This window comes from Microbacterium sp. LMI13-1-1.1 (genome assembly GCF_040815625.1).
In the GTDB taxonomy this organism is placed as follows: Bacteria; Actinomycetota; Actinomycetes; order Actinomycetales; family Microbacteriaceae; genus Microbacterium; species Microbacterium forte.
Genome location: NZ_JBFPNL010000006.1, coordinates 57,244 through 82,474 on the forward strand (window position 1 = coordinate 57,244; position 25,231 = coordinate 82,474).

At 69.3% G+C, this 25,231-nt stretch carries 24 protein-coding genes; 11 read left to right on the forward strand and 13 right to left on the reverse strand.

Features of this window, described 5'->3' with window-relative positions; genetic code table 11:
* Positions 1-73 precede the first annotated feature (73 nt).
* The 8 genes from MRBLMI13_RS13620 to MRBLMI13_RS13655 form a co-directional block, all read right to left on the reverse strand.
* Positions 74-1,831, reverse strand: coding sequence for an ABC transporter ATP-binding protein (locus MRBLMI13_RS13620; protein ID WP_367823779.1), 1,758 nt, complete (start codon positions 1,829-1,831; stop codon positions 74-76).
* Positions 1,824-3,485, reverse strand: a complete 1,662-nt coding sequence (locus MRBLMI13_RS13625) for an ABC transporter transmembrane domain-containing protein (RefSeq protein WP_367823777.1) — start codon at positions 3,483-3,485, stop codon at positions 1,824-1,826. Before MRBLMI13_RS13625 ends, MRBLMI13_RS13620 begins: the two co-directional genes overlap by 8 nt.
* Positions 3,482-4,270, reverse strand: a complete 789-nt coding sequence (locus MRBLMI13_RS13630) for an ABC transporter ATP-binding protein (RefSeq protein WP_367823775.1) — start codon at positions 4,268-4,270, stop codon at positions 3,482-3,484. Before MRBLMI13_RS13630 ends, MRBLMI13_RS13625 begins: the two co-directional genes overlap by 4 nt.
* A gap of 11 nt (positions 4,271-4,281) precedes the next feature.
* Positions 4,282-5,379: a FecCD family ABC transporter permease gene (locus tag MRBLMI13_RS13635; RefSeq protein WP_367823773.1), complete on the reverse strand. Its 1,098-nt coding sequence runs from the start codon at positions 5,377-5,379 to the stop codon at positions 4,282-4,284.
* Positions 5,376-6,461: a FecCD family ABC transporter permease gene (locus MRBLMI13_RS13640; protein WP_367823771.1), complete on the reverse strand. Its 1,086-nt coding sequence runs from the start codon at positions 6,459-6,461 to the stop codon at positions 5,376-5,378. The genes MRBLMI13_RS13635 and MRBLMI13_RS13640 overlap by 4 nt, the downstream gene beginning before the upstream one ends.
* Entirely contained in the window at positions 6,458-7,519 is a 1,062-nt protein-coding gene (locus MRBLMI13_RS13645; RefSeq protein ID WP_367823769.1) for an ABC transporter substrate-binding protein, read from the reverse strand. Before MRBLMI13_RS13645 ends, MRBLMI13_RS13640 begins: the two co-directional genes overlap by 4 nt.
* 166 nt (positions 7,520-7,685) lie before the next feature.
* A complete protein-coding gene (locus tag MRBLMI13_RS13650) occupies positions 7,686-8,528 on the reverse strand; it encodes a helix-turn-helix transcriptional regulator (protein ID WP_367823767.1) in 843 nt (280 codons plus the stop codon).
* A gap of 20 nt (positions 8,529-8,548) precedes the next feature.
* Positions 8,549-9,166, reverse strand: a complete 618-nt coding sequence (locus MRBLMI13_RS13655) for a TetR/AcrR family transcriptional regulator (RefSeq protein WP_367823765.1) — start codon at positions 9,164-9,166, stop codon at positions 8,549-8,551.
* A 70-nt stretch (positions 9,167-9,236) separates the two neighbouring features.
* Between MRBLMI13_RS13655 and MRBLMI13_RS13660 the strand changes: the two genes are divergently transcribed.
* Positions 9,237-10,538 carry an MFS transporter gene (locus MRBLMI13_RS13660; protein WP_367823763.1) on the forward strand — a complete coding sequence of 434 codons (1,302 nt, stop codon included), beginning with the start codon at positions 9,237-9,239 and terminating at the stop codon, positions 10,536-10,538.
* Positions 10,539-10,572: 34 nt separating this feature from the next.
* Positions 10,573-11,013: an alternative ribosome rescue aminoacyl-tRNA hydrolase ArfB gene (gene arfB, locus MRBLMI13_RS13665; RefSeq protein ID WP_079113420.1), complete on the forward strand. Its 441-nt coding sequence runs from the start codon at positions 10,573-10,575 to the stop codon at positions 11,011-11,013.
* A gap of 9 nt (positions 11,014-11,022) precedes the next feature.
* On the opposite strand, the gene MRBLMI13_RS13670 is transcribed toward arfB, so the two are convergent.
* On the reverse strand, positions 11,023-13,098 hold the full coding sequence (locus MRBLMI13_RS13670) for a bifunctional lysylphosphatidylglycerol flippase/synthetase MprF (RefSeq protein ID WP_367823761.1): 2,076 nt from the start codon (positions 13,096-13,098) through the stop codon (positions 11,023-11,025).
* 221 nt (positions 13,099-13,319) lie between these two features.
* Between MRBLMI13_RS13670 and MRBLMI13_RS13675 the strand changes: the two genes are divergently transcribed.
* Positions 13,320-14,381 (forward strand): PQQ-dependent sugar dehydrogenase, encoded by a 1,062-nt coding sequence (locus MRBLMI13_RS13675; protein ID WP_414685988.1) that lies wholly within the window; start codon positions 13,320-13,322, stop codon positions 14,379-14,381.
* Positions 14,382-14,401: 20 nt separating this feature from the next.
* Here MRBLMI13_RS13675 and MRBLMI13_RS13680 read toward each other — a convergent pair whose 3' ends face one another.
* On the reverse strand, positions 14,402-15,382 hold the full coding sequence (locus MRBLMI13_RS13680; RefSeq protein WP_367823757.1) for an oxidoreductase: 981 nt from the start codon (positions 15,380-15,382) through the stop codon (positions 14,402-14,404).
* Positions 15,383-15,431: 49 nt separating this feature from the next.
* Here MRBLMI13_RS13680 and MRBLMI13_RS13685 point away from each other — a divergent pair, with 49 nt between their 5' ends.
* Positions 15,432-15,833, forward strand: a complete 402-nt coding sequence (locus tag MRBLMI13_RS13685; protein WP_367823755.1) for a MerR family transcriptional regulator — start codon at positions 15,432-15,434, stop codon at positions 15,831-15,833.
* Between the two features lies 1 nt (position 15,834).
* Here the strand turns inward: MRBLMI13_RS13685 and MRBLMI13_RS13690 are convergent, their stop codons facing one another.
* Both MRBLMI13_RS13690 and MRBLMI13_RS13695 read right to left on the reverse strand, forming a co-directional pair.
* Positions 15,835-16,488 (reverse strand): DsbA family protein, encoded by a 654-nt coding sequence (locus tag MRBLMI13_RS13690; RefSeq protein WP_367823753.1) that lies wholly within the window; start codon positions 16,486-16,488, stop codon positions 15,835-15,837.
* Between the two features lie 87 nt (positions 16,489-16,575).
* Positions 16,576-16,992 carry a hypothetical protein gene (locus MRBLMI13_RS13695; protein WP_367823751.1) on the reverse strand — a complete coding sequence of 139 codons (417 nt, stop codon included), beginning with the start codon at positions 16,990-16,992 and terminating at the stop codon, positions 16,576-16,578.
* An 89-nt stretch (positions 16,993-17,081) separates the two neighbouring features.
* Here MRBLMI13_RS13695 and MRBLMI13_RS13700 point away from each other — a divergent pair, with 89 nt between their 5' ends.
* The 3 genes from MRBLMI13_RS13700 to MRBLMI13_RS13710 are packed head-to-tail and all read left to right on the forward strand — an operon-like array spanning position 17,082 to position 19,997.
* Positions 17,082-17,450, forward strand: a complete 369-nt coding sequence (locus tag MRBLMI13_RS13700; protein ID WP_042538672.1) for a PLD nuclease N-terminal domain-containing protein — start codon at positions 17,082-17,084, stop codon at positions 17,448-17,450.
* On the forward strand, positions 17,447-19,111 hold the full coding sequence (gene menD, locus MRBLMI13_RS13705) for a 2-succinyl-5-enolpyruvyl-6-hydroxy-3-cyclohexene-1-carboxylic-acid synthase (protein WP_367823749.1): 1,665 nt from the start codon (positions 17,447-17,449) through the stop codon (positions 19,109-19,111). The genes MRBLMI13_RS13700 and menD overlap by 4 nt, the downstream gene beginning before the upstream one ends.
* Positions 19,112-19,154: 43 nt before the next feature.
* Complete coding sequence (locus tag MRBLMI13_RS13710) at positions 19,155-19,997, forward strand: polyphosphate kinase 2 family protein (RefSeq protein ID WP_079113416.1); 843 nt, start codon at positions 19,155-19,157, stop codon at positions 19,995-19,997.
* A 21-nt stretch (positions 19,998-20,018) separates the two neighbouring features.
* Here MRBLMI13_RS13710 and MRBLMI13_RS13715 read toward each other — a convergent pair whose 3' ends face one another.
* Complete coding sequence (locus tag MRBLMI13_RS13715) at positions 20,019-21,278, reverse strand: isochorismate synthase (RefSeq protein ID WP_367823747.1); 1,260 nt, start codon at positions 21,276-21,278, stop codon at positions 20,019-20,021.
* Between the two features lie 62 nt (positions 21,279-21,340).
* On the opposite strand from MRBLMI13_RS13715, the gene MRBLMI13_RS13720 reads away from it, so the two are divergent.
* From MRBLMI13_RS13720 to MRBLMI13_RS13735, 4 genes are read left to right on the forward strand one after another with little or no spacing between them, the layout of a single operon-like run.
* On the forward strand, positions 21,341-21,904 hold the full coding sequence (locus MRBLMI13_RS13720; protein ID WP_042538680.1) for a hypothetical protein: 564 nt from the start codon (positions 21,341-21,343) through the stop codon (positions 21,902-21,904).
* The gene (locus tag MRBLMI13_RS13725) at positions 21,901-22,620 is read left to right on the forward strand and encodes a class I SAM-dependent methyltransferase (protein ID WP_042538682.1); all 720 of its coding nucleotides are present in this window, start codon (positions 21,901-21,903) and stop codon (positions 22,618-22,620) included. The genes MRBLMI13_RS13720 and MRBLMI13_RS13725 overlap by 4 nt, the downstream gene beginning before the upstream one ends.
* A gap of 45 nt (positions 22,621-22,665) precedes the next feature.
* On the forward strand, positions 22,666-23,727 hold the full coding sequence (locus MRBLMI13_RS13730) for a polyprenyl synthetase family protein (protein ID WP_042538684.1): 1,062 nt from the start codon (positions 22,666-22,668) through the stop codon (positions 23,725-23,727).
* Between the two features lie 58 nt (positions 23,728-23,785).
* Positions 23,786-25,180 (forward strand): FAD-dependent oxidoreductase, encoded by a 1,395-nt coding sequence (locus MRBLMI13_RS13735; protein ID WP_367823744.1) that lies wholly within the window; start codon positions 23,786-23,788, stop codon positions 25,178-25,180.
* The last annotated feature ends 51 nt before the right edge of the window (positions 25,181-25,231 follow it).

The window sequence follows — 25,231 nt, forward strand, 5'->3', positions numbered from 1 at the left end:
GCATCGTCGACCAAGACATCGACGCACTCGTCCGGGAACGGGCGCGTTCACAGTGCGGGATGGTCACGGGAACTCAGCCGTCGAGCCGGGCGCCGTGGTGCGGTGGCCCCCCGCTGGCGCGCTGGGCGCGCCAGAAGCTGCGGTACGGCCCCGCGGCTGTCAGCAGCTCGTCGTGAGTCCCTCGCTGCACCACCCGTCCGTCGTCGAAGACCGCGATCTGCTCGGCGGTCGAGACGGGCTCGAGCCGATGCGAGATCAGCACCGTCGTGCGGCCACGCCGCAGCACCCGGATCGCGCCCTCCACCGCATCCCTGTGCTGGAGTCCGATGTCGGCCGTCGCCTCGTCGAGGATCACCAGAGCGGGGTCGGCGAGCAGTGCCCGGGCGATGGCGAGCTGCTGGACCCGACCCTCGTCGAGCGGGGCCGGGGAGACGGATGCGAGCAGACCGACCGCCCAGTCGGCGTCGACCGCGAGGAGCGCGGCGACCAGGTCGTCTTCGCTCGCATCGGGAGCCACGAGACGCAGGTTGTCGGCGAGCGAACCGCGGAACTGATGAAGCTCCTGCGACACGTAGTAGGGGGTCGTCGCCGCGGGCTCGAGCCGAACGCTGCCGGATGCCGGCGGATGGTGTCCTGCGATGACCCTGGCGATCGTGCTCTTGCCCGAGCCGGACGACCCGACGAGGGCTGCGGTCGTTCCCGGCTGCACGCGCAGCGTGACGTCGATGACCCCCCGCCCGGTCGTCGGATAGCGGTAGCTGACGTCGTGCAGATCCACCGCGACCTGAGCATGATCGTCGACCGTGCCAGTCGCGCCCGACGCCGCGGAGTCGCTCTCCGGGGCCAGGTCGATCACCCCCACGAGCCGTGCGAGACCGATCGTCGCCCGTTGGATGTCGTCGAGCGCGAAGATCAGCTGACCGACCGGATCGAACAGCCGATGGAACAGCAGGGCGGCCGTCGTCACCATGCCCACGGTGATCGCGCCGTTCGCCTGCAGCAGGAACCCGGTGGCGAGGATCGCACCGAGGCCGACGAGCTCGCCGCCGTTGATCCAGCGGAAGAGCCGGTTGCGCACCCGGACCCCCTCGATCTGCATCCGGATCGAGTCCTCCGCCCGCATGCCCACGCGCGTCAGGGCGTGATCCTGCTCGTTGAGAGCGGTGAGGGTCTCGATGCCCTCGACGGCCTCGAGCACGGCCTGGCTTCGCGCGGCCTCGCGCACCCGAACCTCCCGGAACACCACGCGCGAGCGTCGCAGGAACGCCCGGGTGCCGAGGAGGTAGAACGGCACGCTCGCGATCCCCGCGAGTGCGAGCCACGGGTCGAGGGCGGTAAGGGCGACCAGGGAGACGCCGATGGCGAAGCCCGCCGACAGCAGCACCGGCACGACGTCGCCACCGGCTTCGGCCACCGCGTCGACGTCGCCCGTGACCCGGGAGAGCAGATCGGCGGTCTCGCCGTCGTCGACCGTGCTCACCGGCAGGCGCATCGCCGAGGCGAACACGTCCTCGCGCAGGGCGGCCAGCACATCCTGCACCAGCCCCGTCAGCACGCGTGCGGCCCAGAGCATCACCAGAGCGGCCGCGATCGCCCCGGCTCCGGCGCCGACAACCCAGCCGACGATGACCGCCACGCCCGCGTCGGTCGAGACGGCGTCGACGATGCGGCCGAGACACGCGGGCAGCACCACTCCCAGAGCCGATGCCACGAGGAAGAGCACCGCTGTGCCCACAGATCGCCGGCGGTGACGGCGTAGCAGCGTCCTGATGACGACGAGCACTCTCGAGCCGGTCGCGATCGGCAGCAGCGGGGTCGGAGTGTCAGTCATGGCGGGCGTCCGATCCTTCATCCGAGAGGTCGACGATCCGGTCGCACGCGGCGAGCAGAGTCGGCGAGGTGCTGATCACGATGGCGGTCCGGTCGAGCCCGGAGAGGGCTCGAGCGATGTGCGCCTCGGTGATCGCGTCGACGGCCGAGGTCGGCTCATCGAGCACCACGACGGCGGCGTCGGTGTGCAGGGCCCGCGCGATCCCGATGCGCTGACGCTGCCCGCCCGAGAGTCGTCTGCCCGACTCGCCCACCTGCGCCTGCCATCCGCCGACCTCGGCGATCGTGTCGTGCAGCGCAGCCGCCTCGATGAGCTCAGGCCGCGGATCGTCGGTATCTCGGTGTCCGCGCACCGCCTCGCGCAGCGTGCCGGTCACGATCGTGTGGCGGTGCGGGAGCGCGACGACGCGTCGGCGGTAGTCCACGGCATCCATGTCCTTCATGTCATGCAGAGTGCCGTCGACGGAGATCGCGACCCTGCCCCGCTCGGGTGGGGTCCGCAGGCCGAGCAGGCGAGAGAGGGCACGGGCCCTGTCGCTGTCGGACGGGCGGATGCCGAGCAGCTCGCCCGTGCGCACCTCGATGCGCTCAGACCCTCCGGGGTCAGGGCGGAAGGCGAGGGCGACTCCGTTCGCGGCTCGGTTCACGACCCCGCGCTCGCCGTCGACCGGTGGCATCACCGACGGTTCGTCGAGCAGATCGTCGGCATCGATCATCTCGGCGAGACGCTTCGCCGAGGCGAGCTTGTGGATCCAGTTCGACGGGAACGACCCGGCGTGGGCGAGCGATCCGCTGAGGAACTGCGCGAGGCCGAGCACGGTCACCAGCTCGCCGATGCTGATCCGGCCCTCGGCGGCGAACCAGGCCGAGAGGCCCGCCAGCGCGGTGGTGGCTACCGCGGCGAGCAGCGAGCTCACCGCCTCGTATGACGCGAGCGATCGTCCGGCGGCCGCCGCGGCGATGCGACTCGCGTCGCTGGCCACGACATATCTCCGCACCGCCTCCTCGCGGGCGCCGATGCCGACGAGCACCCGGAAGCCCGCCATGAAGTCGGCGGCGACGGCACCGGCCTCGGTCGCCGCGTGCTGCTCGACGGAGCCTCGACGCTCGAGAGGGCGCGAGACCATCCGCATCACCCCCATCATCGCGATGGTCGACGCGAAGACGACGAGCGTGGCCATCGGCGAGATCGCCAGCATGGCGAGCGCCGCAGCGATGATCGCCGCGATCGTCGCGCACTGCTGCGCGACCGACCACGCGACCCCGGCGACGCGGTAGGTGTCGGACGTGACGAAGGTCAGCGCTTCTCCGGGTGTCGTCGTGCGGCGAGAGAGGCGGGGGCGGAGCATCCGCGACAGCGTGAGGTGCCGCAGCGCCTGCTCGCCGTAGCCGTAGACGCCGACCATGAGGCGGGAGGCCGCCTGGTAGCTCGCTGTCAGCATCACGAACGTGCCGCCGAGCACACCGAGCCAGAACGCGAGCGCCCCGGGATCGGAGGGCAGCACGGCGCGGTCGATCGTCGCGCCGATGATCACGGGGATGGTGGCCTCCGCGAGCGAGTGGACGACGAGCAGTGTGGTGGCCGCGGTCAGGGTGAGCCCGCGGCCCTGCGAGGTGAGCGCGATCGCGAAGAGCTGCCGGGGTGTGGTCGTCATGGCGTTCGCCGTCCGAGCGGCAGCACGAGCGGCGTGCCGGCGACGGGATCGGTGATCACACGGCAGGGCAGGTCGTACACGGCCTCGACGAGTTCGGCGGTGATGATCTCGCGCGGATCTCCCTGGGCGACGATCTCGCCGTCGCGCATCGCGACGAGATGCGTCGCATAGCGTGCGGCGTGGTTGAGGTCGTGCAGCACCGCGACCAGGGTCGTTCCGTTGCGATGGAGGTCGGCGAACAGCTCCATCAGGTCGATCTGGTGGGCGATGTCGAGGAAGGTCGTCGGCTCGTCGAGCAGCAGGTGCCTGGTCTGCTGGGCGAGGGCCATGGCGACCCAGACGCGCTGGCGCTGACCACCTGAGAGCTCGTCGACCAGGCGTCGAGAGAGGTCGGTGACTCCGGTGGCGGCCATCGCCTGCGACACCGCCTGCTCGTCGGCGGTGCTCCAGGTGCGCAGGGCGCTCTGATGCGGGAAGCGTCCGCGTCCGACGAGATCCGCGACGGTGATGCCGTCGGGCGCGATCGACGACTGGGGGAGGAGCCCGAGCTTCTTCGCGGCATCCTTGGGCTTCAGCGTGCGCAGCTCGGTGCCGTCGAGCAGCACGGCGCCGGTGGTCGGGCGCAGCAGCCGTGCGAACCCGCGCAGGAGGGTCGACTTCCCGCACGCGTTCGGCCCGATGATGATCGTGAAGGAGTCATCCGGAACCTCCAGAGACAGCCCCGAGACGACGGGGGCGTCTCCGTAGCCCAGGGTGAGATCGCGGGCGAGCAGCGAGGTGGTCATCGGGGTTCCTTTCAGGCGCGGCGCGCGTACTGGGCGGCGAGCAGCCAGGCGAGGTAGATGCCGCCCACCGACACCGTCACCACGCCCACCGGCACGGCGACGAGCTGGGCGACGGCATCCGACACCACCACGAGCGCGGCTCCGGTGAGCATCACGGGAGCGGTGCCCATCGGGGTGTTCGAGCGGGTGAGTCGCTGCGAGATCTGCGGAGCGGCGAGGGCGATGAACGAGATCGGGCCGGCGGCGGCGGTGACGAGGGCGACCAGCGCCACCCCCAACACCATCGCGGCGAGCCTCGTGCGTCCGGGGCTGACGCCGAGCGCGGTCGCCGCGTCATCGCCCATCTCGAGCACCGGCAGGGTGCGATTCAGGGGCAGCGAGGCGAGAGTCACGGTCGCGAAGACGATCGCGGCCGGAATCAGCTGGTCGAACCCGAGGGAGGCGAGCGAGCCCGCGCCCCAGGTCGCGGCCATCATGGCCTTCTCGACGCTGACAGAGATCAGGATCCACGAGGTGAGCGAGCCGAGCCCCGCCGAGACGCCGATCCCGACGATGATCAGTCGGAAGGACGACAGCGTGTTCTTGTTCGCGAGCACGTAGACGAGCAGGGCGGTGAACAGGCCGCCGACGAGCGCGCCGACCGCCTTGAACATGTAGGTGTTCAGCTCGAGAACGACCATCATCAGCGTCACGCCGAACTGTGCGCCGACGCCGAAGCCGATGATGTCGGGAGAGCCGAGCGGGTTGCGGGTGAGCGACTGGAAGATGCCGCCGGCAAGTGCGAGCGCCGCCCCGCACAGCACCGCGAACAGCACGCGCGGGAGTCGCCATTCGAAGACGACCTGACGGATGTCGGGGTCGGATGACGGGTCGACGATCGCGCGGATGGCCGAGGGGAAGTCGACCTCATAGGCACCGATCGTCATCGACGCGAGACCGGCGGCGATGATCACGACCACGAGCACCGCGCTGACGACGACAGAGCGCACCGGGATGAGCGCGGCGATCCGAGCGGTGTCGATGCGCAGCAGGCGGCGTCCATGGTCCACGGGGGCGAAGTCCGGAGGTGGCTGGTCGTGTGAGCGCCGCTCGCGCTGATCGACGCTCACAGTCCACTCACCCGCCTGCGCCGCACCAGCACGATGAGGATGGGCGCCCCGAGGAGCGCCGTGACGATGCCCACGCGCAGCTCTCCGCTGGGCAGCACGATGCGCCCGAGGATGTCGGCCACCAGCAGGAAGGCGGGGCCGACCACCATCGAGTAGGTCAACACCCAGCGCTGATCGGGACCGGTGAACCAGCGCACGACATGCGGGATCATGAGGCCGACGAAGGCGATCGGACCGGCGGCCGCGACGCTCGTGCCGGCGAGGATCGTGACGGCGATGATGACGAGCACGCGAGTGGCGCGCACGCGTGCTCCCAGAGACTGGGCCAGATCGTCGCCCAGTGCCAGAGCGTTCAGCGATCGCGCGCACAGCAGCGCGATGACGAGACCGGTCGCGATCAGGGGCGCGGCCCAGGCGAGCTGGTCGAGGGTGCGTCCGCCGATCGAGCCGACTCCCCAGAAGCGCATGACCTGCAGAGTGCCGAGGTCGCGCAGCACGATCGCCGTCGTGAATCCGGTGAAGGCCGCGCCGAGTGCGACACCGGCGAGGGTCAGCTTCATCGGCGTCGCGCCGGATCGACCGAACGAGCCCAGGGTGTAGACGAGAACCGTGAGCACGAACGCGCCGAGCAGAGCGAAGGGCACATAGGCGCCGGGCGCGGTGAGTCCGAGCACACCCACGGCGAAGGTGACGGCGAATGAGGCGCCGGCGTTCACCCCGAGGATGCCGGGGTCGGCCAGCGGGTTGCGGGTGAACGCCTGGATCAGCCCGCCGCACACCGCGAGGGCCGCGCCGACGACGATGCCGAGCAGCGTGCGCGGCACCCGCAGCTCCATGACCATCAGGTGCAGGGGGTTCTCGTCGTCGTAGGCGAAGAGTGCGTGCAGAACCGTCCCCGGATCGATCGCACGATTGCCGACCGCGAGGGAGGCGACGGCGGAGGCGGCCAGCACGATCAGCGCGATGACCAGTCCACCCACGAGCGCCCCGTTGCGGCGCGGGGAGTCTTCTGCACGACTCCCCGCGCCGGTGTTCGAGACGTCCGTGCCGTCTTCCGTCGCCAGGGACACCTCTCGGGTCACTCGCCCGCGATGGTCGGCTCGCCCTGCAGCGCGGCTGCGAGGTCGTCGACGTACTTCGGCAGGATGTACTTCAGCGACAGCACGGTCGGCGCGCTGATCGCGGAGGCTTCGGCGTCGTCGGCGTAGATCACGTACGAGCCTGCTTCGATCGGCTCCCAGCGCGAGACGACCTTGTTCTCGACCGTGTACTCGCCCTCGGCGACGCTGCCGCCCCAGGCCGCGAAGAGGTCGGCCTGCACGTCGTAGAGCCTCTCGAGGCTGACGCCGGTGTACCAGTTGTCGCCCTCGGCGCTCGCCAGGAAGCTGTCCATCGCCGAGGTCGAGGTGAATCCGAGCGCCTCGGTGATGCGCACACGGGGGTCGTACTCGAGGTAGACGCCGAGGTCGGTTCCGCCCTCGTTCAGGGTCAGGCCCCACACGAACGTCTTGTCGTCGAACTCGGGGTGCTCGTCGGCGAGCGCGGTGATCATCTCCTCGGTCTCGGAGATCAGCTCCTCAGCCCTCTCATCCTCCGACATGGCCTTGCCGATCGTGCGGGTCATGTCCTCCCACGTGCTCGGATCCCAGGCGCGCTCGATGTAGGGCACGGTCGGGGCGATCTCGGTCAGACGCTCGTACTCGACGTCCGTCACTCCGGAGTAGAGGCTCAGGATCAGGTCGGGTTCGAGCTCCTTGATCGCCTCGTAGTTGGGGCCGTCCTCGGTGAAGGGGATGATCTCGGGAGTCTCGCCGTACTCCTCGGTGACGAAGTCCTCGAACCAGGGCTGGTATCCGCTCTCGTCCGCACCCCACACCTCCTCCATGCCCACCGGGTTCGTGCCGAGCGCGGCGACGATGTCGGGGGTCATCCAGCCGAGGGTGACGATGCGCTGCGGCTTCTCGGGGATGACGGTCTCGCCGTGAGCGTGCTCGATCACCACGCCCTCCGCCGACGCGGCGGCGGTCTCGTCGGTGTCGGCTGAGGCCGTGCACCCCGCGAGGGTGAGGGTTGCGGCGATGGCGGCTGCGACGAGCGCGGCACCTCGGCGGGTCTTCGGGCGCGCAGAAGCGTGCGTCATGATTCTCCTTCAGAGAAAAGGGGGAGGGGTATGCCGCGTCCGCGCGGCGAGAAGTTAGGTAAGCATGCCCTAACACTTCGATGCTAGGACGCGGAATGCGCGGCGAGTGTCGACAGGCAGACGACTTGTGTCGCAGATCCGACCGTTCGAGCTCAGGGCCGAATCGTCATCGCCAATACAGCTGGTGGGCGGGGTCGGCCTGCACGCGTGCGACGTGCTGCCGCGGAGTCAGCCCGAATCTCTCTTTGAACGCTGCGGAGAAGGCGCTCGTGGTGGCATAGCCGCAGCGATGTGCGACTGCCCCGATGGGGGTGTTGTCGACGATCAGGCGGGCGGCCAGGGTCATCCGCACACCGGTGCGCCACCTGCCGAAGGTCATGCCGACGTCGTTCTGGAAGATGCGCAGCACCGTGCGCTCGTGCAGTCCGTGGGTGAGGAGCAGATCGCGCGCGCTGCGCTGGTCGCCCGGATCTGCGAGCACCGCCTGCACGAGTGAGCGGACGCGCTCGTCAGCCGGCATCGGCACCTCGCCCCAGCCGTCAGCGGCGGCGGAGGACGGATGCTGCAGCATCTCGATGAGCACCGACTGGATGCGCACGCGCAGATCGGCGGGCATGTCGTTGATGCCGAGGTGCAGCAGCATCTCCTGCACGGCGCGCAGCACCAGCACCTGGGTGACATCGTCGATCGGAGCGACGAGCGACGTGTCCGCGATGTAGGTGTAGCACCCGGTCGAGTCGCGCTCGTGGCGCGCCGTGTGGGGAGTGTGGGCGGGGATCCAGATTCCCTGCCCCGGTGCGAGGCGCCACATGGCGTCGCGCAGCTGCACCCAGACGGTGCCCCGGTAGCACCACGCGAGCATCGCGTCCGGGTGGCTGTGCGGAGGCGAGAGCGGACGAGTGCCGGTGTCCTCGCCGGTGACCACGCCTGTTCCCATCACGTAGGGCGCGCGGATCGTCGACGGATGCTCCGAACTCGCGTCCCAGTCCTCCGGTCGGTAGGCGTTCATGCTGTGGTGGGGTTCCGGCCCTATCGGCCGTTGCTCTCGACGATCCGGGCCTCGACCGGAGCCCACCCGTTCTCGAGAACGGTGAAACCGGCGTCGAGGATGCCGAGCTGGTCGTCATTCTCGTTCACGAGCAGCTGCATCTGCAGCACGAAACGCGAGTAGACGCGGATCTCCGGGGTCGGCTCGGGGACTCCGAGCTCGTCGGCGATCGCATTCGACAGGGCATCCTCGTGGCGGAGCCACATCTTGGCGGCATAGTCGCGCAGTGCGGGCGTCTCGTTGAGAAAGGCGAGGAAGATCCGCGTCACATCGTTGCCGTGCTCATCGATGTTGGCGCCGACCTCTGCGGTGTAGAAGTCGTGGATCGCCCGATTGATCGTGATGCCGTCCGGTCGGTCTCGGACGGCGCCGACGAGCCGGTCGCGCTGCTCGTCGTCCTCGTCGAAGACGAGCGCCTCCTTCTGAGGGAAGTGCGCGAACACCGTCGTGGGAGAGACGTCGGCGGCGTCGGCGACCTCGCGGATGCTGACGTTGTCGAAGCCCCGCTCGAGGAACATCATCGTCGCGACATCGGAGATGTTCTTGCGGGTCGCCGCCTTCTTACGCTCCCGGCGTCCGAGTGGCTCGGTATTCGTCATACCTCCACCGTATCGCGCATTCGATCCAAAACTGGCTTGACACCAAAACTGGTATTGATACAGTTTCGGAGTGACTTCACTAACGAACCCGCTCGCGCGCAGCGACAAGCGCGCCTGGATCATGCTCATCGTGCTGACGATGCTCACCGTCATCGGGATGACCGTCGTGCTCCCCGTCCTGCCCTTCGTCGTGCTGCAATACGTCTCGCACGAAGGCGATCTCGCGATCTGGGTCGGTGTGCTCGAAGCCGTCAACGGCCTGTGCGCCTTCCTGGTAGCCCCCTTCCTCGGTCGCCTCTCCGACCGCTTCGGTCGACGCCCGGTGATCATCGCCGCCGCGTTCGGAGCGGCGTTCGCGATGACCCTCTTCGGCATCGGCGGTGCGATCTGGGTCCTGGTGCTCGCTCGCGTGATCCAGGGGGTGACCGCCGGTGACCTGCCGGCGCTCTTCGCCTACCTCGCAGACATCACCCCGCCCGAGAAGCGCGCGCAGCGGTTCGGCCTGCTCGGCGCTCTCTCGGGGATCGGCATGATGATCGGCCCCGCCATCGGCGGCCTCCTTGCGGCAGTGAGCCTGCAGCTGCCGGTCTTCCTCACCGCGGCCGTCGCCCTCACGATCGCGATCCTCAGCATCTTCCTGCTGCCCGAGAGCCTGAAGCCCGAGAACCGCATCGAGCGCATCTCGATCCGTGAGATCCAGCCGTTCGGCGTCTTCACCGAGGCGTTCGGCCGCAAGGAGCTGCGGGGTCTGATGATCGGATTCGGCCTGCTCGCGCTGCCGTTCGGCTTCTTCGTCAACAACTTCAGTGTGCTGGCGCTCGACTCGATCAGCTGGGGGCCGACCCAGATCGGTCTCCTCACCGCGGGCGTCGGCATCATCGACATCCTCATCCAGGGCGTGCTGCTCGGCATCCTGCTGCCTCGCATAGGCGAGCGCGGTGTGATCATCAGCGGCATCGTCGCGCAGACGATCGGACTCATCGGCCTTGCGGTCGTCGCCTCGGTCTTCGCGCAGCCGTGGGTGTTCATCGTCGGTGCGTTGATGCTCGCCGCAGGGCAGGGAGCCGCCACGGCAGCGCTGGACGGTGCCATGTCGAACGCGGTCGGCGACGACGAGCAGGGCTGGCTCGGAGGGGCGACCCAATCGCTCAACGCCGCGATGAACACCGCGGCGCCGCTGATCGCGGGCGCGCTCTACGTCACCGTCAGCCACGCGGCGCCGTACTGGTTGGGAGCCGCGCTCATGGTCGTCGCTGCGATCGTGGTCGGCCGGGCGCACATCGCGAACACCGCGAAGAGGGATGCCGGAGAGCAGCCGTCAGCGGGCACCGCGAACGGCGTCCCGCTCGAGGCCGTCGACACCGTCGGCTGACGCGCGCACCCCACGCCGGGGGGATGATGGATGCATGCCCACCCCTCATCGCCCCGGCCTGCGGGTCTCGGCGGGTCTCACGATCCCCGAGGCCGAGCTGTCGTGGCGCTTCTCCCGGTCGTCCGGCCCTGGTGGGCAGGGTGTGAACACCGCGGATTCCCGGGTGGAGCTGGTCTGGGATGCTGCCGGCAGCGCCGTGCTCTCGCCACACCAGCGCGAGCGTCTGCTCGACCGACTGAGCGGCCGTCTGGTGAACGGGGTGCTGACGATCGCCGCCTCCGAGCACCGCGCACAGCTGCGCAACCGTGACGCGGCGCGGGAGCGGCTGGTGGCACTCGTCGGCGAGGCGCTGCGTCCGCCCGCACCTCCCCGCCGCGCCACCAAGCCGAGCCGCGGATCGAAAGAGCGTCGGTTGACCGCGAAGAAGCAGCGCACTGACGTCAAGAGACTGCGCAGACCGCCGCGCGACGGCTGACGGGCCGAATCAGTCCTTGCTGCCGCGCACCAGTTCGAGACCGGCGCCCGCGAACTGCCGCAGCGTGGCATCCGGCAGGAAGGCTCGTGTGAGGGCCGTGCCGATGGCCGCGAGATCGGCCTCATCGCGGAACAGCAGGTACATCGTCTCGTAGCGCGGGTGGAACTTCTGCTTGAAGCGGTGCAGCGACGCGAAACCGTAGACGGGTTCGAGTGCTTCGGCGAGGCGGTCGCTGAGCACGGCGATCATGCCGGCATCCGGCGGATAGTCGTGGGCGAGCGGAGCCCCCGAGAGCGACATGATCTGGGCGCCTTCCTCCGAGAACTGCTTCGCAGACGATCCGATCAGGTACTCCATGACGGGCCCGAAGCCGCCATCCCGGCGCCGCATCAGATCGAGCGTCCATCCGCGCACGGTGCCGCCCTCGCCGTAGACCGGCAGCCACGACAGGAATCCGTCGACGTCGCCGTTCGGGGCCAGCGCCAGAGCCAGTCGCACCTCGGGATCCTCAGCCTCGTCGAGCGTGCCGAGGGTGAACCGCATCTCGGGGAGGTCCTTGTCGCCGACCCAGGCCTCCGAGATCGCCCGCAGCTGCTGCCGCACCCCCCACGACTCGTCGCCGAGTCGGGTCAGCCGGAAGGTCATGTCCTCGCGTCCTGCTCGATTGAGCGAACTGCGCACCGAGTTCCAGCGCTTGCCGGTGAACTCCAGGCCCGGCAGGTCGACGATCGTGTCATCCGCGACCACGAGGCTGCGCCAGCCCGCCGGCACGGCATCCCGCGTCGCATCGTCGGCGCTGAAGAAACACGGTACGAGGCCCGCGAGCTCGGCGGTGCGGATGAATTCCGCGACGGCGTCTGCACGCGACGCCGAGGGTCCGATCGGGTCGGCCAGCGCGAGCGCGACCCCGGCCCGGCGCTGGTACGCGACGATCCCTGCGGCACTGCGGGCGTAGCTGTTGCCCTCCCACGTCGTCATCCAGGACAGCGTCCCGCCGCCGTGCGCGCGCAATTCGGTCTTGACGTCATCGACGGTCGGGGCGGGTTGGATTCCGAGCGGTGACTTGCGCTTCGCCCGGAACGCCCGACGCACCGCGACCAGGTAGACGAGCAGGATCATCCAGAGGAAGCCGTTGGCGAGGGCGAGCTCGGTGTCGCCATCCCAGCGCAGGTCGACCTGAGCCTGCGAGAACACGGTGATCAGGATGAGCACGAGCGCCGCGATCAGGATGTTGAAGAGTCCGAGCAGGATCACGAGCACCCACGACCAGCGGCGGCCTCGCAGCAGTCCGTTCACGAGCACGGCGATGACCACGAGGTCGATCGCCAGGTCGATGAATCCTCCCGACACGGGCTCCGTCGGACCGAACGGGCCGTCGGTCGCCACCAGGGTCGTGATGATCTCGACCGCTCCCAGCACCAGCAGGGAGATCACGGCGATCAGGCGCTGTTCGCGCACGGTGGTCCGCTGCACACGCAGGGTGCGGTCGACGACCAGGATCAGCAGCACGGCGAGCAGATGCTCGAGATCCGCGACCGCACCCCAGAACAGCATCGCGATGAACACGAATCCGAGCAGCACGAGCCACCCGCGCACCCGCCACGGCGGCCGGAACAGTCCGATCGCCGCGGCGATGCAGGCCATGGTGCCGCCTGAGGCGCCGACATCGAGCGCCTGAGCCTGCTCCTGAGCCCAGGCCCACGGCAGCTTCGAGGCGAAGAACAGCACGAGTGCGGTGGCCAGGATCGCGAAGAGCTGCCCGACCCAGTAATAGGCGAGCGCGACTCTGGTGCCGCGGTGGTACTCGAGGTACGCCATGCCCCAGAATCCCGAGATCGTGAAGACGTACACCCAGGGTGCGTTGACGAAGAACGTGCCGGTGAACGGCGTCCACCACATGCCCTGCGCGAGGTTGGGCAGACCGTAGGCGACGGTGCCGAACAGGTCCGTCTTCTCGAACGGGCTCCACAGTCCCTGCCACACCACGCCGACGACGAGGATCACCGAGACCATCGTGAGGGTGGCCGGCATGCGTCGCAGCACGGCGAGAACAGGATGCGATGTGGGGGTTCGCGCCTCGGTCATGCGCTCAGCGTAGCGAGGGCGACGCATCTTCCGGAGTGAGACGCCGCGGGACATAGTGGCTCCATGCCCATCGGAATCCGACGCCGCCGACCGTCATGAACCTCGCGGCGAGAAGCAGGCCCGCGATGACCCCTGCCGACGCGGCCCACGCGACGACGCCTGGATCGTCCCTGTCGCTCCGCGCGAAGAACGCGTTGGATGGACTCATGCCTGCGAATCGGATGCCGCGCCCCTCACCGACCCGGCCGCGCACCGCTGCCGCGCTCGCCGCCGCATCCGTCGGCGCAGTTCTCATGCTGGCGTCCTGCGCCCCCGCACCGAACCCGGTGTCCGCGCCGGCATCCGAGTCGTTCGTCGACGAGCTGGAAGCACCCTGGTCGATCGCCTTCCACGGCGACGCCGCTCTGGTCAGCGAGCGCGACAGCGCCCGCGTGCTCGAGATCGGCGAGACCGGCGAGGTGCACGAGGTCGCTGTCATCGACGGTGTGGAACCCGGTGGCGAGGGCGGACTGCTCGGGCTCGCCGTGAGCGACGGCGAGCTCTTCACGTACTTCACGTCGCAGGGCGAGAACCGTGTCGAGCGGCGGACGATCGTCGGGGATGCAGGAGGACTGTCGCTCGGGTCCGCGGCGGTGGTGATCGACGGCATCCCCGCAGCCGGCAACCACAACGGCGGACGCATCGCGTTCGGGCCCGACGGGATGCTGTACGTCACGACGGGCGACGCGGGCGATCGTGACAGCGCTCAGGACCTCGACGCGCTCTCGGGCAAGATCCTGCGGCTCACACCCGAAGGAGAGGTTCCCGCAGACAACCCCTTCGACGACTCACCCGTCTACAGCTACGGGCACCGCAATCCGCAGGGCATCGCCTGGGATGCGGAAGGCGGAATGTACGCGAGCGAGTTCGGGCAGGACACCTGGGATGAACTCAACGTCATCGAGCCCGGCGGCAACTACGGCTGGCCCGAGATCGAGGGAATCGCCGACGACGGCGACTACATCGACCCCGTGCAGCAGTGGCGGCCGGAGACTGCGAGCCCGAGCGGCATCGCCGTGACGGGCTCGAGCATCGTGATCGCGAACCTCCGGGGCGAGCGCCTGCGCACGGTGCCGCTCGATGATCTGACGGCCGGCACCGAACAGCTCGTCGGCGAGTTCGGCCGCCTGCGCGATGTCGTGGTCGGGCCGGGAGGAGACGCCTGGATCCTCACGAACAACACCGACGGACGCGGTGATCCGTCAGACGGAGACGACCGCATCCTCCGGCTCTCTCTCGACTGATCGGGCCGCGGCGGTCAGACTCAGGCGAAGGCGTCGACGCCTGTCGCGGAGACCGACAGCGCCCAGAGTCGCTCGGCGGCCTCAGGGTCGATCGCCCACTCCTTCACCCCGCCGGTGGTCATGTCGCTGTGGTCGGGCGCGACGATCCCCTTGATCGAGCAGTCCTCGCAATACGCACCGCTGCGCTCGATCAGCTCCGTGGCGGTCGCTGCCCAGAGCCCTGTCGACGCACCTTCAGCCGGTGTCTTGAAACGCGGGTTCGGGGTGCCGTCCTCATCGATCCAGCCGCGAGAGAGCAGCTCCTCACGGGGAACGTGCCGCTGCAGCTCGGTCATGATCCCGCCGGGATGCACCGAGAAGGCGAGGATGCCGCGCTCGGCGCCGCGTCGCGCAAGGCCCACGGCGAACAGAGCGTTCGCCGTCTTCGACTGCCCATATGCGACCCAGGGGTCGTAGGGCGTCGTCGCGAAGTCGATGTCGTCGAACCGCACGGGGGAGCGGAAGTGCCCTCCGGATGAGTACGAGATGACGCGGGCGTGGTCGGACAGCAGGTCCGCCACCCCGCCCACCAGGGCGAAGTGACCCAGGTGGTTGGTGCCGAACTGCGACTCGAAGCCCTGCGCCGTGTGACCGAACGGGGTGGCCATGATGCCGGCGACGTTCAGCACGAGGTCGATCGGCTGACCGTCGTGGCGCACCGATTCCGTGAACGCCGCGACGGAGTCGAGGTCGCTGAGATCGGCGCCCCGTACCTCAGCCTCCGCGATCCCGTCGAGTGCCTGCTGCGCCGCATCCACACGCCGTGCCGGAACGATCACGCGCACACCGGCATCCGCCAGCGCGCGCACCGTCTCGAGTCCCAGTCCGGAATAGCCGCCTGTGACGATCGCGGTCTTGCCGGCGAGGTCTGTGCCCGCGATCACCTCGGCCGCGGTGGAGCGGTAGCCGAACTCCGACGAGAGCGGCTGCTGGCGGGCGATCATGTCGAGAGGAGCTGTCATGATCCGACCGTACGATCTAGAGTGCACTCGAAGTCAAGGAGGAGTCCTCATGGTTGATGTGGTCGACACGCCGCGCACGTTCAGCATCGGCGAGCTCGCGCGCCTGGCGGGCGTGAGCGTGCACACCCTGCGCTGGTACGAGGCCGAGGGGCTGTTCCCTCGTGATGTGCCCCGCACCTCCGGCGGGCGGCGCGTGTACGCCCACGATTCGCTCGCATGGCTCGCCCTGCTGGGGCGGCTCCGCGAGTCCGGGGCGCCGATCGCGCTGCTGCGCGAATACGCCGCCCTCGTGCGAGCGGGCAGCGGCAATGAGGCCGAGCGACTCGCCCTGCTGCGTGCGCACGAACGCTCACTCGATGCGCAGATCGAGGCGCTGATCGCCTGTCGACAGGTGATCCACGACAAGGCCGCGGGCTATCAGGAGGCGCTCGTCGCCCGCGGCCTTCTCTGACTCAGCCGTTCACAGCCTCCTCGATCGCCGCCTCGAGGTCATCCCACGCCTCCAGCACGACGGGTTCGCCGTCGATGAAGAAGCTGGGGGTGCTGCGCACTCCGAGCCGCTCGCCGTCGCTCTTGTCGGCCTGCACGCGTTCGAGCGTCGCCGGGTCGGCGACCGCCGCGTCGTAGGCGGCCATGTCGAGTCCGAGGTCGACGGCGAGCGCCCGGAACACCTCCGGAGTCTCCTCCGACTGCTCGCCCCACTGGGCCTGCGTCTCGAACAGCCGGTGGTACATGTCCTCGAAGCGGTCCTGCTCTGCCGCGGCCTCGGCGGCGAGAGCGGCCTGTGTCGAGTTGATGTGCCCCGGCAGCGGGAAGTACCGCACGACGTAGGTGATCTCGCCGTCATACTGCTCACGCAGGTCTTCGACGATCGGGTAGAACGCGGCACACGCCTCGCACTCGAAGTCGAGGAACTCGACGACCGTGACGGCACCGGCCCCTCCGTCGTCGAGCACGTGCGAGTCGGTGCGGACGGTCTGCAGCTTCTCACCCTCGGGCGGAGCCGGATCAGCGGACTGCTGCGACATGGCATAGACGATGCCGACGATCGCGAGGACGATCGCGACGGCGATGGCGATCAGGGTCGCCTTGACAGGGGTCTTCATGGGGTTCTCCAACGGTTCGGATCAGGCAGGGTGATGAGGCCGCGACGAGAGCGCGGCCGGGGGTCGCCGACGAACGGCGTGCCTGATTCAGGTGCGGGAGAGCGACAGCTGCGTGAGGGTGAGCGCGGGGATGCACCGCTGCGGGCCCGCGCGAGGCGGAGCAGACGTACGCACGGGGATGCCGGTGCGGATGAGACCGCCGCGTCTGCCGAACCGGAGGAGGAGCAGCACGAGCACGAAGCAGCACAGCGCGGCGACGACGACGATCCCGGCATCGGACGGGGCCGCATCCATCGCGGTGCCGCCACCGTCATGGTGGCCCGAGAGCGACGCGGCGCTCGCACCCGGCGCGAGGCACAGCGTCGCGTGCGCATCTGCTTTGCCATGCGACGTAGACCACGCGCCGATCACGAGCAGCAGGGCGAGGCCGAGCGCGAGAGCGACCCGGAGGATCAGCATCCGCTCGACGCCCTGGTGTCGCAGTCGCATCGACGGGGCATGCATGGTGCGCGCAGTCTAACAATCGGGCATCGGCGACCGCTCGACGGCACCCCCACAGGTCCACGTCTCGCAGACCCGCCTACACTGGAGGGGTGGCGAGACTGTTGATCGTGGGCGGCTTCCTGGCCGCCATCTTCTGGGTGTTCAGCATCGTCGACTGCGCAGTGCAGCCGCCGACGCGTCACCGGGGCGTGCCCAAGGCCGCCTGGATCGCGATCGTCGTCTTCATCCCGGTCATCGGCGGGATCCTCTGGTTCACGCTCGGCCGCCGCCGCGCCAACGACAACGGCGGGGCGATCCGCATCATCGCCCCCGACGACGACCCCCAGTTCCTCCGCAGCATCAGCAAGAGCGAACAGGATGCCCGCATCCGCCGCCTCGAAGAGGAGCTCGCGAAGCTCGAGGACGAGACCGACGACGGCACCGCACCGGACGGCACGGCGCCGGACACGCGTCCGTGACAGCATCGCCGGCGACGGATGCCGCGGCATCCCTGATCGCCGACCTCATCGCGCACGGCGTCCGCGATCTCGTGCTCTCGCCGGGTTCTCGATCTCAGTCGCTCGCGCTCGCCGCAGTGCACGCCGCGAACCAGGGGCACCTGCGCCTGCATGTGCGCATCGATGAGCGCGTCGCAGGGTTCACGGCACTGGGTCTCTCGCGTGAGACCGGAGTTCCCGCCGCAGTGCTCTGCACCTCGGGAACCGCCGCCGCGAATCTCCTCCCGGCGGCGATGGAGGCCTTCCACTCCGGTGTGCCGCTGCTGCTGCTGACGGCCGACCGCCCGCCCGAGCTCCGCGGAGTCGGAGCCAACCAGGCGACGATCCAACCGGGCATGTTCGCCTCCTGGGTGCGCGAGCAGATCGACGCACCTGTTCCCGGTGACGGCGACTGGTCAGGTCTGGCGGTGCGAGCCGTCGCGGCCGCGATGGGGGCCGATGCCGAGCACGGCCTCCCCGGAGTCTCAGGCCCCGTGCACCTGAATCTGCCGTCGCGTGAGCCGCTGTCTGGCGACGTTCCCGCTGTCGACATCGCACCGGGCGAGGCTCCGAGGCCGGTCGCCGCAGAGCCGCTCGTGCTCGAGCGCGGGCCGCGTACGGTCGTGATCGCGGGCGCCGATGCCGGGCCGGATGCCGAAGAGGTCGCGCACGCCGGATCCTGGCCGCTGATCGCCGAGATCGTCAGCGGTGCCCGCTTCGGACGCCAGGTCGTGCACGGCTATCGAGCGCTGCTGAGCGATGACGAGTTGGGCGGCCGCATCGAGCGCGCCGTGGTGCTCGGGCATCCGACTCTCAGCCGCGAGGTGGCCCGTCTGCTGTCGCGTGGCGACGTCGAGGTGATCGCCGTCCGCCGCGGTGGGGAGGCTCTCGACCTCAACGGGCGCACGACGCCTGCGGCGTCCGTCGCGGTCGCCGCCGGCCCCGCCGATCGCGAGTGGCTCGGAGCCTGGCTCACGGCATCCGCCGCTCGCGCCGTCGACCTCAGCGAACGCGCCCCCGACCAGGACGGTCTCACCTCCCCCGATCCGTCCGCTCGACGTGATGCCGTGAGGGCCGAGCTGGCTGCCGTGCGCCGCCCGCTCGATCGCGAACTCCTCGCCGACGCCGTCTGGCGGGCGACCTGGCCGCACGACCGGCTCGTCTTCGGCTCGTCGCGCCTCGTCAGGGTGGCCGACTCGGTGCTCGGCGGCAAGAAGGTCCCGGTGCACGCCAACCGCGGACTCGCCGGGATCGACGGCACGATCGCGACTGCCACAGGCATCGCTCTCGCGAGTCAGGCCGGGGGAGCCCCGGGGGTCACCCGCGTGCTGCTCGGCGACCTCGCCTTCCTGCACGACGTCGGAGCGCTGCTGCTGCCACCCGATGAGCACGAACCGCGCATTCAGGTCATCGTGGGCAACGATGGCGGCGGCACGATCTTCGACGGCCTGGAGGTCGCGGGCACAGCGCCTCGCGCCGACCTCGACAGAGCGTTCTACACCCCGCACACGGTACGTCTCGAGCAGCTGGCCCTCGCTTACGGGTGGGAGTATCAGCGCGTCACGACCCGCACGGCGCTCGATCAGGCTCTCACCGCTCCGGCCGGTGGCCGTCAGCTGATCGAAGTGCCGCTCACGCGCTGATCCGGTTCGGCGTGGCGTGCATCCGCAGTGGCAGGATGAACGCATGACAGCGCACGAGTGGGCCAAGACCCTCCAGGTCGGCGACGGATTCCGTCTCTCCGACGTCGATCCGCAGAGCACTCCGGGATACAGCGGCGCGAAGGCCGACGGCAAGCGCGATCTCGCGTCCGGTCTCGACGAGCTCAATCAGCTGCAGGAGCGGCTGTTCGCAGAGAGCCGCGTCGGAGTCGCGAAGGACTCGGTGCTGCTGATCCTGCAGGCGATGGACTCGGCGGGCAAGGGAGGCATCGTGCGGCACGTCGTCGGCGGCGTCGACCCGCAGGGTGTCGCGCTCACGGCGTTCAAGGCGCCGACGGAGGAGGAGCTCGCGCACGACTTCCTGTGGCGTGTCGCCAAGCGGCTGCCGGAGCCGGGGTTCATCGGCGTCTTCGACCGCTCGCACTATGAGGACGTGCTCATCGGCCGGGTGCGGTCGCTGGCCCCGTCCGACGAGATCGAACGGCGGTACGACGCGATCAACGAGTTCGAGGCCGAGGTCGCGGCCTCCGGCACCCGCATCATCAAGGTCATGCTGCACATCTCTCGCGACGAGCAGAAGGAGAGGCTGATGGAGCGGCTCGAGCGGGCCGACAAGCACTGGAAGTACAACCCGGGCGATGTCGACGAGCGACTGCTCTGGGACGACTACATGGCGGCCTATCAGACGGCGTTCGAGCGCACCTCGACCGCTGCGGCGCCCTGGCATGTGATCCCGGCCGACCACAAGTGGTTCGCCCGCCTCGCCGTGCAGGAGCTGCTGCTCGACGCACTGCAGCAGATCGATCCGCAGTGGCCGGCGGCCGACTTCGACGTCGAGGCCGAGAAGAAGCGTCTCGCCGCGAGCTGACCGGGTGGCGACCGACGTCGCTCAGGCGAGGGCGTCGACCAGCGGACGGAACTTGACTCGGGTCTCGAGCAGCTCCGACTCGGGGTCCGAGCCGGCGACGATTCCCGCGCCCGCATAGGCGGTGACGGCGATGTCGGTCTCGGCGGGAGTGAACTGCGCGCAGCGCAGCGCGATGGCCCATTCGCCGTTGCCGGCTCCGTCGACCCACCCGACCGGGCCGGCATAGCGACCGCGGTCGAACGGTTCGAGTTCGCGGATCGCCGCGATCGCAGCGGATGTGGGGGTTCCTGCCACAGCGGCCGTCGGATGCAGGGCGCCGACCAGATCGAGCGACGAGCCGCCGTCGGCCAGCTCGCCTTCGACATCGGTCGCCAGGTGGAAGAGGTTCGGCAGCTTGAGCAGGAAAGGCTGCTCGCTCGCGGCCAGCGCGCGCGTGTGCGGGCGCAGCGAGGCGAGCACGCTCTGCACCGCATACTCGTGCTCGTCGAGATCCTTGGTGCTCGAGGCCAGGTGAGCGGATGCCGTGGTGTCGGCGTCCGCATCGGCCCCTCGGCCGATGGTTCCGGCCAGCACACGGGCGGTGACGGTGCGCTGCTGCACGGTGACGAGCGTCTCGGGGCTCGCGCCGATCAGCCCGTCGACCGCGAAGGCCCAGGTGTCGGGGTATCCGGTCGACAGCGCGCGGACGAGGCGGCGCAGGTCGGATCCGGCGGGGATGCTGCCGGTGAGGTCGCGAGCGAGCACGACCTTGCTGAGGGCGCCACCGGCGATGCGGTCAAGCGCCTGGCGGACGGAGTCCTGATAGCCCTGCGGGCTCTGCGCCCCCGGCCCAACGGTGCCGGCCCAATGGGGGCCGTAGCCGATCGTCGACGCATCAGGCTGCGGTTCGGCCGCGGAGTGCGACGTCGAGCGGATGCGGGTGAGCCACGTGCGCCCATGGTGCCGGCCGATCACGAGCGCAGGCACGACGAGAACGCTGTCGGCGGCGGAGTCCTCGTCGAAGGTCAGCGCACCGAACGCGACGAGCCCCGAGCCGGGAAGCCGGAGGTCATCGTCGATCTCGGCATCCTCCGCCAGGTCTCGCCAGGCGGCGGCGATGGCGGCCGAGCGCATGGACGCAGCGCCTGCGGGAATGCGGATCGTCTCGACCACGCCGTCTCCCACGGCGACGATGCCGTCACCGCGGCGCAGCCAGGCGAGGGGCCGCGACGGGTCGGCGTAGGCCAGGAGATCCTCGACCGGATCGATCTCTCGGGTCTCCACGACCAGCCTGCTGCTCACCCCTCCAGCCTAGTTCGTCGCTCGTCGACCGGGATGTGAGTGACCCCGCTTACGCTGAGTGCATGAGCGACGCCCGCCCCGAACCCGGCACCGAGATGATCTTCCAGTGGCGCAAATGGGACGGCTCGCCGCATTGGCGGCACGAGTGCGTGTATCTCGGTGCAGACGAGTGGGGCGACTGGATCGGCCAGCCGGCCGGCTGGCCCAGCGCTCGACCGGGTGCGGCCTACATCGCAGAGACCCCCAACGTGACGCTGGTGCCGCGACAGCCCGACTTCGCCCTGACCGTGAATCGCGATCATCCGAAGGGCATGCGCGTCTACATCGACATCGGATGGGATGTGCGCTGGTCGGACGACCCGCTGCTCGCGGTCGGCATCGACATGGACCTCGACGTCGTGCGGGTCGATGGGCCGCGGGGCATCTGGGTCGACGACCGCGACGAGTGGGCCGAGCACATCGTGCAGTACGGATATCCCGCCGAGATCATCACCCGGCTCGAGGCACTCGCGCTCGACCTCGAGCAGCGCGTGCGCGATCAGACCGCTCCGTTCGACGATGCGACTCCGGATCTCTGGCTCGATCGCCTCGATGCCCTGCACCTCGCGCCTAGACTGGGCACGTGACCTCGAACGAAGCAAACCGCGCCGATCTCGGCAAGGACCCGGCCCGCGTCAGCGGCATGTTCGACCAGGTCGCCGCGGGCTACGACCGCACGAACACGGCGATGACGGTCGGCAACGACGCCCTCTGGCGCGCAGCCACGACCAGGGCAGTCGCCCCGAAGCCGGGGGAGAAGATCCTCGACCTCGGTGCGGGCACCGCATCGTCGTCGGCATCCCTTGCCCGCAGCGGAGCGCAGGTCGTCGCCGCCGACTTCTCGCCCGGCATGCTCGCCGAGGGCAAGCGGCGCCACGGCAGCATCCGCAATCTCTCGTTCGTGCAGGCGGATGCCACCGATCTGCCCTTCGAGGACGGCGAGTTCGACGCCGTCACCATGTCGTATGCCCTCCGCAACGTCAACGATCCGAAGAAGGCTCTCCGCGAACTGCTGCGGGTGACGAAGCCGGGCGGTCGCCTCGTGATCAACGAGTTCTCGACTCCGCCCGGCACCCTGTTCCGTGCCGGGTACCGCTTCTACAACTCGCAGGTGCTGCCTCGGGTGGCCCGTATCGCCGGCACGAACGGCGACGCGTACGACTACCTGAACGAGTCGATCCGCGACTGGCCGGATCAGAAGAAGCTCGCTGCATGGATTCGCGAGGCCGGGTGGACCGAGGTCGAGTACCGCAACCTCTCGTTCGGGATCGTCGCGCTGCACCGGGCGTTCAAGGCCGCGTGAGTACGACGCGCGAACCCGCACGGCTGACGACGGTAGGCTGAGACCGTGACTTCGAGCCGCGTAGCCCCGGGTTCGCGACTGGCGAGCCGTCTCGGTTTCAGCGACCGTGTCTTCATCGGCACTGCAGGTCGACGCATCGCTCAGGCGATCGAAGACGGTCTCGAGCGTGTCGAGACCGGTCTCGCCGACGATGTGCGCGTCGCCGACCCGCTGGCCGACGCCGCGAGCCGCTACCTCTACGAGGCGGGGGGCAAGCGCATCCGCCCTGTGCTCACCCTGCTGGCGGCCCAGCTGGGCGACGGCAACACCGAGCAGGTGATCGACGTCGCGAAGGCGCTGGAGATCACGCACCTCGGATCGCTGTACCACGACGATGTCATGGACGGCGCCGACCGCCGTCGTGGCGTCCCCGCCGCGCACGCGGTGTGGGGAAACAACATCGCGATCCTCACCGGCGACATCCTCTTCTCCCGCGCGAGCCAGCTGATGTCGCGTCTGGGCGAGCGCGCCATCCGCCTGCAGGCCGACACCTTCGAGCGTCTGGTCCTCGGCCAGATGCACGAGACTCTCGGTGCGCAGCCCGGAGACGACCCCATCGAGTTCTACCTCCAAGTGCTCGCCGACAAGACCGGTTCCCTGATCGCCGCGGCGACGCAGGGCGGCGTGATCTTCTCGAACGCGCCCTCTGAATACGAAGAGCCGCTGCGGGTGTACGGCGAGAAGATCGGTGTCGCCTTCCAGCTGCTCGACGACGTGATCGACCTGTCGGCCAAGCCCGAGGACACGGGCAAGGTGCCGGGAACCGACCTGCGCGCCGGCGTTCCGACGATGCCGTACCTGCTGCTGAAGGCCGAGACCGACGACGCGTCGATCGACCTCGCCGCCCGTATCGACGACGGGGTCACCCGCATCGCCGAGGGCGAGGACCCCGGGATCCTCGACGGCCCGCTCACCGAGCTCCGAGACCACGTCGGCACTCAGAAGACCCTCGCGCTCGCGCATTCCTGGACCCGGGATGCGATCGATGCGCTCACCGCGCTTCCGCGCGGCACCGTGCGCGATGCGCTCACCCGTTTCGCAGAGACCCTCGTCGAACGCTCCAGCTGACCGCGTCGCGGCCATCGGCCGCGTGCGTCGGGCGTGACGGCATACGAAAGGACCCCTTATGACCAAGCTCAGACTGGCCATCGTCGGAGCGGGCCCCGCCGGCATCTATGCCGCCGACATCCTGCTGAAGGCCGAGCGCAAGTTCGACGTCTCCATCGATCTCTTCGAGCAGCTTCCGGCACCCTACGGCCTGGTCCGCTACGGAGTGGCCCCCGACCACCCCCGCATCAAGGGCATCATCAACGCGCTCCGCGATGTGCTCGACCGCGGCGACATCCGTCTGTTCGGCAACGTGCGCTTCGGCGAGGACATCACGCTCGATGATCTGAAAAACCACTACAACGCGGTGATCTTCGCCACGGGCGCGATCCGAGACACCGCCCTCGACATCCCCGGCATCGATGCGGTCGGCGCCTACGGGGCAGCCGACTACGTGAGCTGGTTCGACGGACACCCCGACGTGCCGCGCGAATGGCCGCTGGATGCCGCTTCGGTCGGCGTGCTGGGCAACGGCAACGTCGCTCTCGACGTCGCCCGCATGCTGGCGAAGCACGCGGAAGACCTGCTCGTCACCGAGGTCCCCGAGAACGTCTACGAGGGGCTGAAGGCGAGTGCGGTCACCGACGTGCACGTGTTCGGTCGCCGTGGCCCCGCGCAGGTCAAGTTCACCCCGCTCGAGCTGCGCGAGCTCGGCGAGCTGCGCGATGTCGACATGGTCGTGTACGACGAGGACTTCGACTACGACGAGGCGTCGAAGGACGCCGTGGCCAGCAACAAGCAGGTCATGGTCATCGACCGCATCCTGCAGTCGTGGCGCAAGCGCCCGTCGGTCAATGACACCAGAGGCGATGCGAACAACGCAGGGGGAACGGCATCCCGTCGCCTGCACCTGCACTTCTGGGCCCGCCCGGTCGAGGTCCGCAAGGACGAAGCCGGCCGCGTGGCGGCCCTCGTCTACGAGCGCACGAAGCCCGACGGACAGGGCGGCGCAGTGGGCACGGGTGAGATGCGCGAAGTGCCGCTGCAGGCGCTCTACCGCGCGATCGGATACTTCGGCTCACCGCTCCCCGGCGTGCCCTTCGACAAGAAGCACGGCGTGATCCCCAACCGCGAGGGCCAGGTGCTCGCCAAGGACTCGAACCAGCAGATGACCGGCATCTACGCCACCGGCTGGATCAAGCGCGGACCGGTCGGGCTCATCGGCCACACGAAGTCGGATGCCATGGAGACCGTGCGGCACATCATCAACGACCAGGGGTCGTGGTGGCACCCGGAGGATCCTTCAGAAGAGGCGATCCCCGCGCTGCTGCAGGAACGCGGCGTCAAGTGGACCGACCTCGAGGGCTGGCATCGACTCGACGAGCACGAGGTCGCCCTCGGCGCGCCGCAGGAGCGTGCCCGCGTCAAGGTCGTGCCGCGTGACGAGATGGTGCGCGTCTCTCGCGGAGAGTGACCGACACCGGATCGTTGTCGGCACCTCGCGTGTCGGAGAGCCGGCATCCTT

What these genes read in the sequence shown, in the direction of transcription:
- MRBLMI13_RS13620 (WP_367823779.1), bottom strand. Translation starts at nt 1,831, where the DNA reads ATGACTGACACTCCGACCCCGCTGCTGCCGATCGCGACCGGCTCGAGA.
- MRBLMI13_RS13625 (WP_367823777.1), bottom strand. Translation starts at nt 3,485, where the DNA reads ATGACGACCACACCCCGGCAGCTCTTCGCGATCGCGCTCACCTCGCAG.
- MRBLMI13_RS13630 (WP_367823775.1), bottom strand. Translation starts at nt 4,270, where the DNA reads ATGACCACCTCGCTGCTCGCCCGCGATCTCACCCTGGGCTACGGAGAC.
- MRBLMI13_RS13645 (WP_367823769.1), bottom strand. Translation starts at nt 7,519, where the DNA reads ATGACGCACGCTTCTGCGCGCCCGAAGACCCGCCGAGGTGCCGCGCTC.
- MRBLMI13_RS13650 (WP_367823767.1), bottom strand. Translation starts at nt 8,528, where the DNA reads ATGAACGCCTACCGACCGGAGGACTGGGACGCGAGTTCGGAGCATCCG.
- MRBLMI13_RS13655 (WP_367823765.1), bottom strand. Translation starts at nt 9,166, where the DNA reads ATGACGAATACCGAGCCACTCGGACGCCGGGAGCGTAAGAAGGCGGCG.
- arfB (WP_079113420.1), top strand. Translation starts at nt 10,573, where the DNA reads ATGCCCACCCCTCATCGCCCCGGCCTGCGGGTCTCGGCGGGTCTCACG.
- MRBLMI13_RS13670 (WP_367823761.1), bottom strand. Translation starts at nt 13,098, where the DNA reads ATGACCGAGGCGCGAACCCCCACATCGCATCCTGTTCTCGCCGTGCTG.
- MRBLMI13_RS13675 (WP_414685988.1), top strand. Translation starts at nt 13,320, where the DNA reads ATGCCGCGCCCCTCACCGACCCGGCCGCGCACCGCTGCCGCGCTCGCC.
- MRBLMI13_RS13680 (WP_367823757.1), bottom strand. Translation starts at nt 15,382, where the DNA reads ATGACAGCTCCTCTCGACATGATCGCCCGCCAGCAGCCGCTCTCGTCG.
- MRBLMI13_RS13685 (WP_367823755.1), top strand. Translation starts at nt 15,432, where the DNA reads ATGGTTGATGTGGTCGACACGCCGCGCACGTTCAGCATCGGCGAGCTC.
- MRBLMI13_RS13690 (WP_367823753.1), bottom strand. Translation starts at nt 16,488, where the DNA reads ATGAAGACCCCTGTCAAGGCGACCCTGATCGCCATCGCCGTCGCGATC.
- MRBLMI13_RS13695 (WP_367823751.1), bottom strand. Translation starts at nt 16,992, where the DNA reads ATGCATGCCCCGTCGATGCGACTGCGACACCAGGGCGTCGAGCGGATG.
- MRBLMI13_RS13710 (WP_079113416.1), top strand. Translation starts at nt 19,155, where the DNA reads ATGACAGCGCACGAGTGGGCCAAGACCCTCCAGGTCGGCGACGGATTC.
- MRBLMI13_RS13720 (WP_042538680.1), top strand. Translation starts at nt 21,341, where the DNA reads ATGAGCGACGCCCGCCCCGAACCCGGCACCGAGATGATCTTCCAGTGG.
- MRBLMI13_RS13735 (WP_367823744.1), top strand. Translation starts at nt 23,786, where the DNA reads ATGACCAAGCTCAGACTGGCCATCGTCGGAGCGGGCCCCGCCGGCATC.